Source organism: Roseibium sp., from assembly GCF_965233565.1.
Taxonomy (GTDB): Bacteria; Pseudomonadota; Alphaproteobacteria; order Rhizobiales; family Stappiaceae; genus Roseibium.
This window is the reverse complement of sequence record NZ_OZ247494.1, coordinates 4410479-4426008: the sequence shown is the minus strand read 5'-3', so window position 1 is coordinate 4426008 and position 15530 is coordinate 4410479. Positions and strand designations below refer to the sequence as shown.

Sequence of the window (15530 nt, the reverse complement as noted above, 5' to 3'; positions counted from 1 at the left end):
GTGCACCTTCCCACCCACTATGGGAGCCAGATCTTGGAATTAAATTCAGACTATCGTTAAAAACGAAACAATTGGCTAAAGATCGCTTTACCCAATTCGAACTTCCCCATCGGCAGAATGGCCTGTGTCTTTTTTCAAATCCGGCGACATCAGATCGAATGACATGGTAATTCTGTGCAAGGTCTTGGATCCTACCTTCCAACCTGCTGCAACGGATCTCACACCGGAACGAGGACCCACCTTTGAGAGTACAGGCACTTTGGCACTATCCGGTCAAATCGATCCTCGGCGAAGCGGTTCAACAGTTTGACCTCGACGAACGCGGTGTCGTTGGTGACAGGCTCCATGCGATTGTCGATGCCGATGGCAAGCTTGGAAGCGGCAAGACAACACGGCGCTTCACACGCATCGATCAACTTTTCGCCTTGCGGGCGACGGCGCAGGGCGGGTCTGTTCAAGTGGTGTTCCCTGATGGCCGCGTAACCGACGCCAGGTCGGAACACCTTAATAAAGAACTGTCTGACTTTCTGGACCAACCGGTCACATTGAAGCGCGAACAGGCGGTCCCCCATCATGACGACAGCGCAGTCCACCTGCTGCTCTCTTCAGAACTTGCCAGGCTGCAGGCGCTTCTTCCCGATGCCGGGATCGACCAACGCCGGTTCCGCGCAAATGTTGTCCTGCAAACCCCTCCCGAAATGACGGGCGACGATCTCCTGCAAAAGGAGTTGACGCTGGGAACCGTCCGGCTTCAGGTCACCCACAAAACGGAGCGGTGCCGGATGGTGACCCTTGCCCAGGAGAACCTGGGATACGAGCCGCGGGTGCTCAAGGTTGTTGCCAACACGTTCGGTGTCGATTTTGGCGTCTATGCCAAGGTTCTGAAACCGGGATCGATTTCGGTCGGGCAAGAAGTTCTCACCTCTTCCGACGCAATGGCACAACGACGGCGTGACGCGGCAGATCTTGGAATTTGAGCGACGTTGAACCCTTGGCAATGTCTCGCCTGAGGGCACTTTCCGACTGGAGAGGGCGCGGGAAAGAGCAAATTTCCACGCGCATCTCCGACCCCGTCAATCCGGCCGGCCGATTGCAGCGGCACGTCAGTGATTGACGAACTCTCGCAGACTGACCTGGTTATCGCCGTCCCGGTCAAGGAAGGCCAGGATTTCAGGTGCCCTTGCAGCTCCCTGCATGCCGATCGCTTCCCGGCAAGCGGCGCTCACCTTGACTTCGTCCGCCCGATAAGCGTCGGTCAGTTCCGTCAATGTCACGTAGCCGTTTGAATCAACATCTGCCTGCAGGAAATCATCCGCCCGCTTGCGCTCAAAGGCCGCAACCGTTTCTTCAAGGGTCAGCAGCCCATCCTTGTTCGCGTCGGCAAAGTCGAATTGACCATCCGCCAAGACCTCCGGCGAGAAGGTATATCTGCGCGCCAGTTCGGTGCCGTCACAGGCCGGTGGCAAATCAATCTCTGCCGCCTCCCTGGTCATCTCGGCAATCATCTCCCCGCGGTCGATGAAGCCATCGCCGTTTGCGTCCTTCGCCTTGAAGTTTCCCTTGAAATCGGTGCCGGCTTCGGCGCCCATCAGCGCGTAGGCCGTCACCATCACTCCGGCAAGGACAACGGGCGCAACGTAAAACCAAGTCTTTTTCAGCATGGATGCCTCCTTCGGATTGGAACAAGGCACTGCATCTTCGGCAATCATCCTGCGCATGGCTGCGCTCATGCTTTCGCCCCGTTCCGCCGAGCGGGAGGCGAAAGCCGTCTTTTCACTGTGGCTCAACCGAATTTCGAGCGTTTCGGATTTTTTCTCTTTGCGCATGTCGTCTAGGTCGTTGCTGTGTGCTGTGCCTGATCCCAGAAGGCCCAAGTGTTGGCTGAAATCTACCAAGATCCGCACGGGACAGAAGCATTTTCATGTCCGGACAACATGGTTTTCGCCGCTTTTGTGCAATTCTCAGAAAACAGGCTTCGCGAAGATCGTCGTCTCCGACGGCATGCATGGAGCGTTCGCTTGCGCGCAAGGCCCTGCACCGGGGCCCGTAACTGACCTGATTGCCGGTCAAAGGAGTTGCAGAATCGACTGACGCGTCTCCAGCAAAAGGTCTGCGAGATTTTGCTTCAGGTTCTCAAACCGGTGAGACGGCACGGGCACGGAGACGGCATAGATTTGTCCCATCGGGTCCTTGAAAGCGAAGCCGGCTGCGGAGATCCCGTCGGTGTGTTCGTTCAGATCCCAACCGATCCCGGTTTTCCGGATGTCCTCGATTTCCTTCAGAAACTCCGAAAGCGGCTTGGTGTCCTTCTCGTCGGATCTCAGCTCCGGCGCCGCAATTGCGACCAGAACGTCATCTTCCATGACGGAAAGCGCCGCCTTGCCATTGGCTGTGTCTGTCATGGGAAAAACTTCGCCGACGGCCGATACGGTACGCAGGCGGTGCGAGCCGACAACCTGATCGACAAAGACCATGTGATCGTCGCGGAAGACTGCCAGGTCAACTGTCTCCTTTGTCTCCTTTGAGAGCTCCGTCAGGATCGGGCGAACCAGTTCGGCAATGTTGATCCGCCCGGCCGCCGCCAGGGACTGGATTTCAGACCCCAACCGCAGGCCGCCCTCAGCGGCACTGGCCATGACGAGGCGTTCCGCGATCAGCGCATTGACGATCCGCTGTACCGTAGAGCGGGGCAGATGTACGCGCTCGGCGATCTGCCCGAGACTGAGCCCGGAATTGTCGTTCTTCAGAATTCGCAGAATTTCAGCGGCCCGGGAAATGACCTGAATGCCCTGATTGGACTGAGCTTTTCTTTCAGTATCCATGATATCCGCCGTTTTCCCCCAACTCACTTCGCCGTTTTCAGGCTCACTCCCGCTTGGCGCTGATCAAGCCATATAGGCAATGAAAAGCGATCTGTCGAGAAATCACTTGACCGCATTATGATACAATCGTACCGTAAAGCAATACAGCAATGCACTGACCCTTGGGAGGAACACATATGTCGGTGACCATTCGCGGGATCGATTTTCAGGGAAACCTGGACAACGACATGGGCGTGGAGTTCTACAATCTCTCGCACCGCTACGGCTTTCAGTGCCCCAACTGGCCATATTTCCAGGACGTCCAGATCGACCGGAAGCACTACATGGCAAAGTCCGGGGTCCTGTCGCAGACCATCACCACCACCATGCATGTGACGACGCATATCGATGCGCCCGCCCATGTGGTGCCGGGCACACCGTTTATCGACGAAGTGCCGCTGCCGCATTTCTTCGGCTCCGGCCTGGTCGTGTCGATCCCGAAGAAGAAGTGGGAACAGATCACGGGCGACGATCTTGAAAAGGCCTGCGGACATGCGATCCGGAAGAACGATGTCCTGATCATCAACACAGGCTGGCACAAGCAGTATGAGGATGGCGACTATTTCGCCTATTGCCCGGGCCTCGTCCCCTCCGCCGCCGACTGGATGGTGGAAAAGGGCGTCAAGGTGGTTGGCCATGACACGCAGGCGAACGATCACCCGCTGGCGACCGCCATCGGCCCTCAGCGCAACGGACCGATCCTGCCCCACCTGGAGGCGGAATATAAGGAATGGTCCGGCGGCCGGGGCTGGGAAGAAGACTTCCCGGAATGGGAACCGGTCCACAACAAGCTGTTTTCCAACGGCATTCTGGGCATCGAAAATGTCGGTGGCGACCTGGACGCCGTCACAGGCAAGCGCTGCACCTTTGCCTTCTTCCCCTGGAACTGGGACCGCGGCGACGGCTGCATCATCCGCCTGGTGGCGATGATCGACAAGGGCCAGAAGTACCGCATCGAAGCCGGCGAGAGCTTCTGACACCTGGAGGGCGCCGCCCCGCGGCGCCCACGTTGCAATGCATGGGAGGAAACCAATGCATGTGAAACGGTTTGAAGACGCCGCCCCTTACGAGGCGCCGAACCATCGCGGCGTGGTCGGCTTGAGACTGCAGGGTTTCGAGCCCGAAGGACCAACCAACCAGTGGGTCGGACTCAGCCAGTTTCTCCCAGGAGGTGGCGCTGGACCTGACTCCACGCCGTTCGAAAAGGTCTACGTGGTCCTGGACGGCGAAATGACCGTGATCATCGACGGCGAGGAGACCGTGCTTCGACGCTATGACAGCTGCACCATCCAGCCCAACGAAATCCGCACGCTTGAGAACCGCGCCAATCACACCTGCACCATGCTGGTGGTCATCCCCTATCCGCCGGAGGCCCTCTGATGACCGATAGTTGGACCAATCCGACGAGCCTGTTTGACGTTGCCGGCAAGGTTGCCCTGATCACCGGTGCCTCGGGCGCGTTCGGGGCCGTCGCGGCCCGCGCTCTTGCCGGAGCCGGTTGCAAGCTTGTGCTGGCAGCCGGCAATGCCGAAGCACTTGCCGAAACCGTGGCAGACTGCAAAGCCCATGGGGCGGAGGTCGTCTCCATGAGCATTCGCCCGTCGGACGAAACTGCGTGCGACAAGCTGGTGGAGCTGGCTGTCAGCCGCTTTGGCAAACTCGACATTCTGGTTGTGGCATCCGGAATGAACAAGGTCGCCAAGATCGATGAATTGACACCTGAACATTTCGCCAATGTCATGGACGCCAATGTCACCCAGTCCTGGCTTCTCGCGCGCGCTGCTGTCGTCCAGATGAAGCGCCAGGGGACAGGCGGCAAGGTTGTCCTGGTCTCCTCGGCGAGAGGGCTTCTCGGACATCCGGCGGGCTACACAGCCTATTGCGCCTCCAAGGCCGCCGTGGACGGCATGACAAAAGCGCTTGGCTGCGAACTCGGCGAGGACCACATCACCGTCAACGCCATCGCGCCGACGGTTTTCCGCTCGCCGCTGACGGCGTGGATGTTCGAGGAAGACGAGAAAGCCACCGGGTTCCGGGAAGGCTTCCTGGCCCGTGTGCCAAAGGGCCGTCTCGGAGAACCGGAAGACCTGATCGGTCCGCTTCTGTTTCTCGCTTCGAAGGCCTCCGATTTCTACACCGGGCATATTCTTTATGCCGACGGCGGCTATACGGCGGGATAGAGGATGGCTGAGACCTATACCATTGCCGCTCTCGGCGCCGGCCTGATGGGACACGGCATTGCCCTGACCTTCGCCAGAGCCGGACATGAGGTCCGTGTCCATGACCCGTTCCCGGCGAGCCTTGACGCTTTGCATAAACGCGTGCGGGCAAGCCTTGAGGCCATGGCCGTGCCGGATCCCGAAATCGCGGAAACACTGGAGCGCATCTCGCCGCAGCGCGACCTGCCCAGCGCGGTCGCGCAGGCCGACTTCGTCTTCGAGGCCGCCCCGGAAAAGCCGGACCTTAAGCGATCCCTGTTCCGGAGCGTGGAGGAGCATGCGCCGGCAACGGCGATCCTTGCTTCCAACACGTCCGTCATTCCGATCACCACCATCATGTCGGACCTCACGGACAGATCCCGCGCGCTCGGGACCCATTGGTGGAACCCGCCGCACATGATCCCGCTGGTAGAGGTCATCCGCACAGAGTGGACTGCCAAAGCAGCACTCGAAAAAACCGTGGCCTTGCTGGCGAGCGTCGGCAAGACACCGGTGCGGGTGGAAAAGGACGTTGCAGGTTTCATCGGCAACCGCCTGCAGCATGCCATGTGGCGGGAAGCGATCTTTCTGGTCGAAAGCGGGGTCTGCACGGCAGAAGCCGTCGACCAGGTGGTCAACGCAAGTTTCGGCCGCCGCCTGTCGGTGCTGGGTCCGCTGGCCAATGCCGATCTCGTCGGCACCGATCTCACACTCGACATCCATGAGAATGTTCTGGCCGATCTCGACAGCCGGCCGGCCCCTTCCCCCTATCTGCGTGCACTTGTTGAAGACGGCAAGCTCGGCATGAAGAGCGGGCAAGGGTTCAGGACCTGGACGCCGGAGGACATGGAGGATGTCCGCCAGCGTGTCGCGACACATCTGCGGAGGCTTGAAACGATCCTGGAAGACTAGACAGCCGCCGTATCAAGCGCATCTGGGAGGAGAAAAGATGACGCATCTTCGGAAGACAAACGGGATTTCCCGCCGCATGTTTCTGGCAGGCGCTTCAGCCGGCCTGGCCGCTCCGGCCATATTGACCCGAACGCGCGCCTATGCCGCCGACCCGGTCATCAAGATCGGTCATGTCAGCCCGCGCACCGGACCACTGGCGGGCTTTGCCGAGGCCGACGATTATGTCCTGGCAGGCATCCAGAAAGCGCTTGCCGGCGGCGTTGAGAACAACGGCAAGACCTATCAGGTCGAAATCATTTCCAAGGACAGCCAGTCGAACCCGAACCGGGCCGCAGAAGTGGCGTCCGAATTGCTGCTTGGCGACGAAGTCGACATCATCGTCGCCGCCTCCACCCCGGACACCACCAACCCGGTGTCGGACCAGGCGGAACTCAATGAAGTTCCCTGCATAACCACCGACTGCCCGTGGCAGCCTTATTTCTTCGGCCGCAACGGCGACCCGGCATCCGGCTTCGACTATACCTACCACTTCTTCTGGGGGCTTGAAGACGTCATCAATGCCTTCCTGGATCTCTGGCAGCAAAGCGGTGTGGCCAAGCAGGTCGGCGGCCTCTTTCCAAATGACGCGGATGGCAATGCCTGGGGCGACGAGATCCACGGCTTCCCGCCCGCTCTTGCCGGGCAGGGCTTTCAGTTGACAGACCCCGGTCGTTACCAGCCGCTCACGGATGATTTCTCTTCCCAGATTTCAGCTTTCAAGGAAGCCGGATGCGAGATCATCACGGGCAACATGATCCCACCGGACTTTGCCACCTTCTGGTCGCAGTCCGCACAACAGGGGTTCGCTCCAAAAGTGGTGACAATCGGCAAAGCCCTTCTGTTCCCGTCGGTGATAGAATCTCTCGGGGACCGCGGTGACGGCCTGACCTCGGAGATCTGGTGGTCGCCGAGCCATCCGTTCTCGTCTTCGCTGACAGGTGTCTCCGCAAGGGAACTGGCGGAAGGGTACATGGCTGCCTCGGGCCGTCCCTGGACCCAGCCGATCGGGTTCAAGCATGCCCTTTTTGAAGTCACCACCGACGTGATCCGGCGCAGTGCCGATCTCGATGACCCGAATGCAATCCTGGACGCCATCAAGGCGACCAGGCTGTCGACGGTTGTCGGTCCGGTCGACTGGAGCAACGGTCCTGTCCGCAACGTGACCAAGACCCCGCTTGTTGCAGGTCAGTGGCAAAAGGGCCCCAACGGGTTCGATCTGGTGATCACGGCCAATCGCAGCGCGCCCTTCATCGCCACCACCGGTGAATTGAAACTTCTGTCCTGATCCGGCACCGGCACGCAGCCGACCGGCTGCGTGCCGCCAACAGACGTGAAGGTTTTCATGACTGCTGTTCTCGAACTTTCCGGCGTTTCCAAGACCTATGGCGCGATCACTGTTGCCGACCAGCTGAGCTACCGGCTTGGCGAGGGTGAGGCGCTCGGCGTGATCGGACCAAACGGGGCGGGCAAGACATCGATGTTCAACCTGATCACCGGTACGATCCGCGCAGATAGCGGAGAGATCCGCCTCAGGGGCAACGACATCACGCGTTGGTCCGCGGCAAGACGATGCCGGGGCGGCATCGCGCGTTCCTTCCAGATCCCCCAGCCTTTTGCCGGCATGAGTGTCTTTGAAAACACGCTGGTCGCCGCCACGCATGGCGCGACGGGATCGCTGGCGGAGGCCAATGATCATTGTCTGGAAATGCTCGAACTCACAGGCCTCATCGACAAGGCCAACGAAACGGCCGGCAAACTGACCCTGCTCGGCCGCAAGCGGCTGGAACTGGCACGCGCGCTCTGCGCCCGGCCCAGGGTCCTGCTTCTCGACGAGATTGCCGGCGGCCTGACCGAACGCGAATGTCATGAGCTGGTCGCCACCATCAACACCATTCGCAAGACCGGCCTGTCGATCATCTGGATCGAACACATCGTGCATGCCCTCCTGTCGGTCGTCGACCGGCTGATCGTGATCGATTTCGGCCGCAAGATCGCCGACGGCGACCCGAAGGAAACAATGGCCAGTCAGGCGGTCCAGGAAATCTACATGGGGGTGGACGCCGATGCCTGAGCCGTTGCTTGCCACCCGCGGACTGGAGGCCCATTACGGAGACTTCCAGGCGCTGTTCGGGGTCTCCATCGACATTTTCCCGGAAGAGGTCGTCGCGATCATCGGCGCCAACGGCGCCGGCAAGACCACCCTGATGCGTTCCATCACCGGCCTGATCCGCAACAGGCCCGACATGGTGATCTGGAAAGAGCAGAGCATCGGCGCGCTGAGAGCCGACCAGGTGGCCCATCTCGGCATCGCCATGGTGCCGGAAGGGCGGCAGCTGTTCCAGTCCCTGTCGGTAGAGGAAAATCTTCTGATCGGCGGTCAGATGGGGCGGAAGGGCCCCTGGTCCCTGAATGCGGTCTGCGAACTGTTTCCGATCCTAAAGGAGCGCCGACACCATCCGGCCACGGCCCTGTCCGGCGGTCAGCAGCAGATGGTCGCCATCGGCCGCGCGCTGATGTCCAACCCGGACATTCTGCTGTTCGACGAAATCAGCCTCGGCCTCGCACCGATTGTCATCAAGTCCATTTACGAGGCCCTGCCCGCCATCATCGGCGAAGGCATGAGCGCGATCATCGTGGAACAGGACATTGCCAAGGCGGTGAGTGTCTCGGATCGGGTCTACTGCCTGCAGGAAGGCCGCATTTCGCTTCAAGGTCGCCCCGACGAACTCACCCGCGACGCTATCAGCGCAGCCTATTTCGGAGTTTAAGATGGACTGGATCAATGCCATCCTTCAGGGCGTTCTGCTCGGTGGGCTTTATGCGCTCTTCGCCGCCGGACTGTCGCTTATTTTCGGTGTCATGCGCCTGGTCAACATTGCCCATGGCGACTTCATCGTGCTGGCCGCCTTTCTCGGTCTGACAATCACGACCACCCTCGGTCTTTCCCCGCTGCTTGCCCTTGTTGTCGTCGTGCCGATCATGGCAGGGATCGGCTATGTGCTTCAGCGAGGCATCCTGAACCAGACCCTTGGCGACGACATCCTGCCGCCGCTGCTGGTGACCTTCGGGCTCTCCGTCATCATCCAGAACGGTCTGCTGGAAATCTACAGCGCCGACCCTCAAAAGATGAGTGCCGGTGCATTGGAAACCGCAAGCCTTGCAGTCCCGGGCGGCCTCAATGTCGGCGTGCTGCCGCTTCTGATGTTCGTAGTGGCTGTCGCCGTGATCGCCGGGCTGCAATGGATCTTTTATCGCTCGGCCCTCGGGCGGGCCTTCCGGGCCGTCTCCGACAAGCAGGACATCGCGCAGCTGATGGGGCTGAACAAGGCCCATGTGTTCGGCCTCGCCATGGCCCTATCGCTGGCAGTGGTTGGCCTTGCCGGTGTTTTCCTGGGCATCCGGACCAGTTTCGATCCTTCCATCGGCCCGGGCCGCCTCATCTTCGGGTTCGAAGCCGTGATCATCGGGGGGCTCGGTAATCTCTGGGGAACGCTGATCGGCGGCATCATTCTGGGTGTCAGCCAGAACATCGGTGCCCAGATCAATCCGGGATGGCAGCTCCTGGCCGGTCACATTGCCTTCCTCATCGTGCTCGCTGTCCGCCCGCGCGGCCTGTTTCCCAGGATCGACTGATGACCATCTCGCAGAAAACCTATTCCATCTCCCGCACCTCGAAGGCCAGCCGGACAGCCGCGCTTGTCGGAGCTCTTGTCCTGGTCGGCCTGATCGCGGCGCCCTGGTGGGCGGGCCGGGCCGACATGCGCCTGCTCAGCGAAATGTTCCTCTACCTGTCGCTGGCCTGTCTCTGGAACCTCCTGGCAGGATACGCAGGACTGGTCTCCGTCGGTCAGCAGGCCTTTGTCGGCTTCGGCGGGTACATGCTGTTCGCGCTTGCCATTTTTGCCGGCGTGTCTCCGCTGGTCGCCATACCGCTTGCCGGCGTTCTCGGTGTTGTCGTCGCGGTGCCGGTCGCACTGCTCATTTTCCGTTTGCGCGGGGCCTATTTTGCCATTGGCACCTGGGTCATTGCCGAGGTCTTCCGCCTGTCCTTTGCGCAAGTCTCGGCGCTTGGTGGCGGCTCCGGCACAAGCCTGCCGGTGACGATCGTGAAGGAAATGGCCTCCAGTCGATCCATGCGTGAAGCGACCACCTACTGGCTCGCCCTGGGCATGGCAGTCCTGGTCTTGTGCGTGATCTACGCCCTGCTGCGCTCCCGCAACGGCCTCGCCCTGACGGCCATCCGCGACAGCGAGCTGGCTTCGCAAAGTTTCGGCATCGACATCTGGCGGACCAAATTTGTGGTCTATGTCATCACTGCCGGTCTGACCGCGATGACCGGCGCCCTGATCTTCCTGCAAAAGCTGCGGATCTCACCGGATGCCGCCTTCAGCGTCAATGACTGGACGGCCTTTGTCATCTTCATCGTCGTGATTGGCGGCATCGGCACCCTGGAAGGTCCGATCATCGGCGTGATCCTGTTTTTCCTCTTGCGCGAAACGCTCTCCGACCTCGGCACGACCTACCTGCTGATCCTGGGCGTTGTGGCCATTGCGGTGATGCTGAAAGCGCCAAAAGGGCTTTGGGGCACCTTCCGGGAGCGCTCAGGACTGGAACTGTTCCCGCTGGCTCGGCGGGTCATCAAAAACAAGACTTGAAAATCGGGAGGCGGCCATGGCCCGCACACGCAACAAGACCATCATCACCTGCGCGGTCACCGGGGCCATTCACACCCCGACCATGTCAGATGCCTTGCCCTATACCTATGACGACATTGCCAGCCAGGCGATCGAAGCTGCCGAGGCCGGTGCGTCGATCCTGCACCTGCATGCCCGCAACAACGAGACCGGCGCGCCCTCGGTCGACCCGAACGATTTCGCCCCCTTCCTGCCGCGGATCAAACAGGCAAGTGATGCAGTCATCAACATATCGACCGGCGGCTCTCTGACCCTGTCGATCCAGGACCGCATTCGTCCGGCCGCCACGTTCAGCGCGGAAATGTGCTCGATGAACATGGGCAGCATGAACTTCTCGTTTCACCCGCTGGCAAAACGCTATGACGACTGGAAGTTCGACTGGGAAAAGGACTATGTCGCCAATTCCGATGGCAACATCTTCCGCAACACATTCAGGGACATTCGTGAAGCTGCCGAAACCCTCGCGCCGCACGACATCAAGTTCGAGCACGAGTGTTATGATGTCGGTCATCTCTACAATCTGAAATTCTGCATGGACACGGGCCTCTTCAAGGCACCGGTCTTCATCCAGTTCGTCATGGGGATCCTGGGCGGGATCGGGGCGGATATCGACAATCTGGTCTTCATGAAAAAAACCGCAGACAAGCTTTTTGGCGATGCCTATCGCTGGTCGGTGCTCGCAGCCGGCAACGTCCAGATCCCGCTGGCAACGACTGCCAGCCAGATGGGCGGCAACGTCCGCGTCGGGCTGGAGGACAGCCTTTTCATCAGCCGGGGGCAGCTTGCCGACTCCAACGCCCAGCAGGTCGCCAAGATCCGCCGGATCGTCGAAGAGCTCGGCAGCGAGGTGGCAACCCCTGACGAGGCGAGGGAAATCCTCGACCTGAAAGGCGGCGACCGGGTCGCCTTCTAGAACCGGCCTTGCAACGTCAACTGAGCAGGATCACCCCGATCACCGCCGCCACGATCAGCACGCATCCGAAGATTTCGGAGCGCACGATCACTTCCTTGAACACCAGCCAGGAGGCCAGGAAGGTGAAGACCAGTTCGATCTGGGCGAGCGCGCGCACATAGGCAACGTTTTGCAGGGTCATGGCGGTGAACCAGCCGATTGACCCTGCCACACCCGCGGCCCCGACCCAAATGGCAGCCCGCCAGGCCTTTAGGCTGGCACGCAGCTGATCCGGTTCACGGGCTGCCATCCAGCCGGCCATGACAATTGTCTGGAACAGCGTCGCATAGACCAGCGCATAGGCCGCCTGCATCGGCACGCCCGTCCCTTCCAGGGACAGCGTGGCTGTGCGATAGGCAACCGCCGACGCCCCGAAGGCGGCAGCCGAAGCCAGGCCGATCAGCGCCGGGCGGCCCATCAGCGACGATCTGATGGCCGATGCGCTGAGCGGGACCCGCGCCAGCGAGATCACAACGACGCCGATGATCCCGATCAGGATGAACAGGCCGGCAGCCAGTGTGATCTGCTCGCCCAGAACCACAAAGCCGAAGAGCGCTGCCTGGATCGGCTCGGTTTTCGAATAGGCGGTGCCGACCGCAAAATTGCGGAAGGAGAAAAGATGGATCAGCAGGAAAGTGCCCAGGATCTGCATCAGACCGCCAAAGGCTCCGGCGGCAACCATGCGCACATTCGGCTCCGGCAGCGCATATCCGAAGACCAGATGCAGCACCGCGGCATAGAGAAAGGCGAAGGGTACGCCATAGCCGAAACGGACAAAGGTCGCCCCTGTCGTTCCCAGCTGGCCCTTGAGATGTTTCTGCAAGGCCGAGCGCAGGTTCTGGCAAAAGGCTGCCGCAATGGTGATCGGGATCCACAGCTCCACCGGGACCACTCCTGTTTTTATTGATCTGACTTCATGCTTTCAGAAAACCATCCTTCAGAACACTGCTTAAACTGCATCTGACTGTTTATTTTTTCTCATCGGACGGAGACCGACAGCCCTGCCCCTCTCGCAAACGCTCCCTTGCGCGGTGACGGCTATGCGACAGCTGCCGGTCCTTGTGCGCTTGACAGGGCCGCGTCCGGCGGCTTAGGTCCGCGCCAGACAAGTTAACGCCTGGAGACCCTCTGTCAGATGACCCAAGATCTCGCTGCCCTGTCCAAGACCATCGATGCGGCTTTTGAAGACCGTGCCGCCATCGACACCAGCACCACCGGCGACGTCCGGGATGCGGTGGAAACAACGTTGAACCTCCTGGACCGGGGTGAGCTGCGCGTTGCCGAGAAAAAAGACGGCGACTGGGTCGTCAACCAATGGGCCAAGAAGGCCGTGCTTTTGTCCTTCCGTCTCAACCCGATGGACGTAATCAAGGGCGGACCCGGCGATGCCGTCTGGTGGGACAAGGTTCCATCCAAGTTTGACGGCTGGGGCGGTGTCAATTTCGAGGAAGCCGGTTTCCGCGCCGTGCCGAACTGCACCGTGCGCCGCTCGGCCTTTATCGGCAAGGGGGTGGTGCTGATGCCGTCTTTCGTCAATCTCGGCGCCTATGTCGATGAAGGCTCCATGGTCGACACATGGGCCACTGTCGGCTCCTGTGCACAGATCGGCAAGAACGTGCATCTCAGCGGCGGCGTCGGCATCGGCGGCGTTCTGGAACCGCTCCAGGCCGGTCCGGTGATCATCGAGGACAACTGCTTCATCGGTGCCCGCTCCGAAGTGGTCGAAGGCTGCATCGTGCGTGAAGGCTCGGTGCTCGGCATGGGCGTCTTCATCGGCCAGTCGACCCGGATCGTGAACCGGATGACTGGCGAAATTACCTATGGCGAAGTCCCGCCCTATTCTGTGGTTGTGGCCGGTTCCATGCCGACCGCCTCCAAGATGGGCAACGGCGAACCGGCTCCGAACCTTTACTGCGCCGTGATCGTGAAGACGGTCGACGAGAAAACCCGCTCCAAGACCGGCATCAACGAGTTGCTGCGCGACTGACGCACCACGACAGCTCGAATAAAAAACCCCGCCCAATCGGGCGAGGTTTTTGCTGTCTGGTGCAGCGTGCGTTTCACTCTGCAGCGTTGGTAATTCCCTGTCAGGTGCCCCACATCTGACCGACGATCTGGGCGATCACCAGGGTCAGAAGCACATCGAGCACAACGACGCCGACCGTGACACTCACGGTGGACTGCAGCGCGATGCGGGCCACCTGGTAGCGGTACCAGACCACAACGACGAGGCAGGTCAGCGACAGCAGAATGGTAATGCCCGGGCTGATGACGCCGAGCAGGAACAGAAGATAGGTGATCAGATAGGGTATGGAGGCCAGGAGGCTGGTCCAGTTGCGGGCAACGATGAAGGGCACATAGCGGTTCGACACCCCGATCGGAACCGCCACGATGGCCAGAAGCACCGGAAGTGCCAGCCAGTCGATCCCGAGCCCCACCGCTTGCGCAAACCAGAAACTGTCATTCGGAAAGGCGTCCGGATGAAAGAGATTCTCGCTGAAATAGAGTTTTTTCTCGGCCTGGCCACCGGCCAGAAAGACCGGCAGCAGCAGGAAGACCACCGCAAAGGATCGCCAGAAGCCCTGGATCGACTGATCGAAAAAGGCCATGCCCTCCGGTCGATTGCGAAGTAGCAGCCAGGACCCGTCAAGCGCTGCGCGGATTTCGCCCAAACTGATCAAATGCCGTTCGCTCCAGAAAAATAGCTGTCCAGGAACCGTCTGTAGATTGCCTTGAGTCGGTCCAGATCGGCAACCGCGACACATTCGTCAACCTTGTGCATGGTTTGACCGACCAGGCCGAACTCCACGACAGGGCAATAATTCTTGATGAAGCGCGCATCGGAGGTGCCGCCACCGGTCGAGAGTTCCGGCACACGGCCTGTCTCCTCGGCAACGGCGGCCGACAGCGCCCTGATCAGCGTCTCGTCCCTGGTGAGGAAGGATTCGCTGGCGTCACGCTTGAACTCCAGACCAAGCGTGAGCGCGCCCAGGTCAACCGCCTGCAGCGTCTCCGTAACCTTGTTCTTCAGGCTGTCCAGCGTCCACGCGTCATTATAGCGAATGTTGAACCGGGCTTCGCAGCGCGCGGGAATGACATTGAAGGCCGGATTGCCGACATCAACGGAAACCACTTCCAGGTTGGAGGGCTGGAACCGCTCGTTGCCGTCATCCAGCTTCAGCGCGTCCAGCGCCGCCAGCAGACGCACCAGCCCCGGGATCGGATTGTCGGCCAGATGCGGATAGGCCGCATGGCCCTGGACGCCTTCAACCGTGACCGTTCCCGAGAGCGAACCTCTGCGGCCGACCTTGATCGCATCACCCAGCGCGTCCGGATTGGTCGGTTCGCCGACGATACAGGCATCAAAGGTGTGCCCCTGCTTCTCGGCCCAGTCCAGCAGCTTGACCGTGCCGTTGACGGCCGGGCCTTCCTCGTCACCGGTGATCAGGAAGGAAATGGTGCCGCCAAAGCCGGTGCCCTTGTCACTGACGAAATCAAGCGCCGCCGCGGCGAAGGCGGCAACACCGCCCTTCATGTCGACCGCGCCCCGGCCGTAGAGCATGCCGTCCTCGATTTCGGCCTGGAACGGTCCGTGGCGCCAGTCAGCTTCGGCACCGGCCGGAACCACATCGGTGTGTCCGGCGAAGACAAAATGCGGCGCTCCGGAACCAATGGAGGCGAACAGGTTTTCAACGTCCGGCGTATCGGTGTCCTGGAAGGTCACGCGCGACACGTCAAAGCCTGCCTTGCCCAGCAGCGTCTCAAGCGTTTGAAGCGCGCCGCCTTCTGCCGGCGTCACCGACGGGCAGCGGATCAGGTCCTGGGTAATCGAAACGGCGGAAGCGGTCATGGAGGGTCTCTTGTCTTGTTCCTG

Annotated in this window: 17 protein-coding genes; 12 read left to right on the top strand and 5 right to left on the bottom strand. The window is 60.6% G+C overall.

The genetic code is table 11. From position 1 onward, the window contains the following. Positions 1–242 precede the first annotated feature (242 nt). Positions 243–977, top strand: coding sequence for an MOSC domain-containing protein (locus tag ACO6TG_RS20240; RefSeq protein ID WP_422374856.1), 735 nt, complete (start codon positions 243–245; stop codon positions 975–977). A 126-nt stretch (positions 978–1103) separates the two neighbouring features. Here ACO6TG_RS20240 and ACO6TG_RS20235 read toward each other — a convergent pair whose 3' ends face one another. Next, positions 1104–1661, bottom strand: coding sequence for an EF-hand domain-containing protein (locus ACO6TG_RS20235; RefSeq protein WP_422374855.1), 558 nt, complete (start codon positions 1659–1661; stop codon positions 1104–1106). 405 nt (positions 1662–2066) lie between these two features. Beyond that, the gene (locus ACO6TG_RS20230; RefSeq protein ID WP_422374854.1) at positions 2067–2822 is read right to left on the bottom strand and encodes an IclR family transcriptional regulator; all 756 of its coding nucleotides are present in this window, start codon (positions 2820–2822) and stop codon (positions 2067–2069) included. 176 nt (positions 2823–2998) lie between these two features. Between ACO6TG_RS20230 and ACO6TG_RS20225 the strand changes: the two genes are divergently transcribed. The 10 genes from ACO6TG_RS20225 to ACO6TG_RS20180 are packed head-to-tail and all read left to right on the top strand — an operon-like array spanning position 2999 to position 11617. Beyond that, complete coding sequence (locus tag ACO6TG_RS20225) at positions 2999–3838, top strand: cyclase family protein (RefSeq protein ID WP_422374853.1); 840 nt, start codon at positions 2999–3001, stop codon at positions 3836–3838. A 55-nt stretch (positions 3839–3893) separates the two neighbouring features. Then, on the top strand, positions 3894–4241 hold the full coding sequence (locus ACO6TG_RS20220; protein WP_422374852.1) for a cupin domain-containing protein: 348 nt from the start codon (positions 3894–3896) through the stop codon (positions 4239–4241). Next, on the top strand, positions 4241–5041 hold the full coding sequence (locus tag ACO6TG_RS20215) for an SDR family NAD(P)-dependent oxidoreductase (RefSeq protein WP_422374851.1): 801 nt from the start codon (positions 4241–4243) through the stop codon (positions 5039–5041). Before ACO6TG_RS20220 ends, ACO6TG_RS20215 begins: the two co-directional genes overlap by 1 nt. A 3-nt stretch (positions 5042–5044) precedes the next feature. Beyond that, on the top strand, positions 5045–5971 hold the full coding sequence (locus ACO6TG_RS20210; RefSeq protein WP_422374850.1) for a 3-hydroxyacyl-CoA dehydrogenase family protein: 927 nt from the start codon (positions 5045–5047) through the stop codon (positions 5969–5971). 37 nt (positions 5972–6008) lie between these two features. After that, complete coding sequence (locus ACO6TG_RS20205; protein ID WP_422374849.1) at positions 6009–7295, top strand: ABC transporter substrate-binding protein; 1287 nt, start codon at positions 6009–6011, stop codon at positions 7293–7295. Positions 7296–7352: 57 nt separating this feature from the next. Further along, entirely contained in the window at positions 7353–8081 is a 729-nt protein-coding gene (locus tag ACO6TG_RS20200) for an ABC transporter ATP-binding protein (RefSeq protein ID WP_422374848.1), read from the top strand. After that, positions 8074–8778: an ABC transporter ATP-binding protein gene (locus ACO6TG_RS20195; RefSeq protein ID WP_422374847.1), complete on the top strand. Its 705-nt coding sequence runs from the start codon at positions 8074–8076 to the stop codon at positions 8776–8778. Before ACO6TG_RS20200 ends, ACO6TG_RS20195 begins: the two co-directional genes overlap by 8 nt. Position 8779: 1 nt before the next feature. Next, positions 8780–9643, top strand: coding sequence for a branched-chain amino acid ABC transporter permease (locus tag ACO6TG_RS20190; protein WP_422374846.1), 864 nt, complete (start codon positions 8780–8782; stop codon positions 9641–9643). Continuing rightward, positions 9643–10665: a branched-chain amino acid ABC transporter permease gene (locus ACO6TG_RS20185; protein ID WP_422374845.1), complete on the top strand. Its 1023-nt coding sequence runs from the start codon at positions 9643–9645 to the stop codon at positions 10663–10665. The genes ACO6TG_RS20190 and ACO6TG_RS20185 overlap by 1 nt, the downstream gene beginning before the upstream one ends. 16 nt (positions 10666–10681) lie before the next feature. After that, positions 10682–11617, top strand: coding sequence for a 3-keto-5-aminohexanoate cleavage protein (locus ACO6TG_RS20180; protein WP_422374844.1), 936 nt, complete (start codon positions 10682–10684; stop codon positions 11615–11617). 16 nt (positions 11618–11633) lie between these two features. Here ACO6TG_RS20180 and ACO6TG_RS20175 read toward each other — a convergent pair whose 3' ends face one another. Further along, on the bottom strand, positions 11634–12539 hold the full coding sequence (locus ACO6TG_RS20175; RefSeq protein ID WP_422374843.1) for an EamA family transporter: 906 nt from the start codon (positions 12537–12539) through the stop codon (positions 11634–11636). A gap of 252 nt (positions 12540–12791) precedes the next feature. On the opposite strand from ACO6TG_RS20175, the gene dapD reads away from it, so the two are divergent. Further along, positions 12792–13643, top strand: a complete 852-nt coding sequence (gene dapD / locus ACO6TG_RS20170; protein WP_422374842.1) for a 2,3,4,5-tetrahydropyridine-2,6-dicarboxylate N-succinyltransferase — start codon at positions 12792–12794, stop codon at positions 13641–13643. Positions 13644–13743: 100 nt separating this feature from the next. On the opposite strand, the gene ACO6TG_RS20165 is transcribed toward dapD, so the two are convergent. Together ACO6TG_RS20165 and dapE are read right to left on the bottom strand one after the other, a co-directional pair. Further along, entirely contained in the window at positions 13744–14337 is a 594-nt protein-coding gene (locus tag ACO6TG_RS20165; protein ID WP_422374841.1) for a hypothetical protein, read from the bottom strand. Beyond that, on the bottom strand, positions 14334–15506 hold the full coding sequence (gene dapE / locus ACO6TG_RS20160; RefSeq protein ID WP_422374840.1) for a succinyl-diaminopimelate desuccinylase: 1173 nt from the start codon (positions 15504–15506) through the stop codon (positions 14334–14336). Before dapE ends, ACO6TG_RS20165 begins: the two co-directional genes overlap by 4 nt. Positions 15507–15530 lie beyond the last annotated feature (24 nt).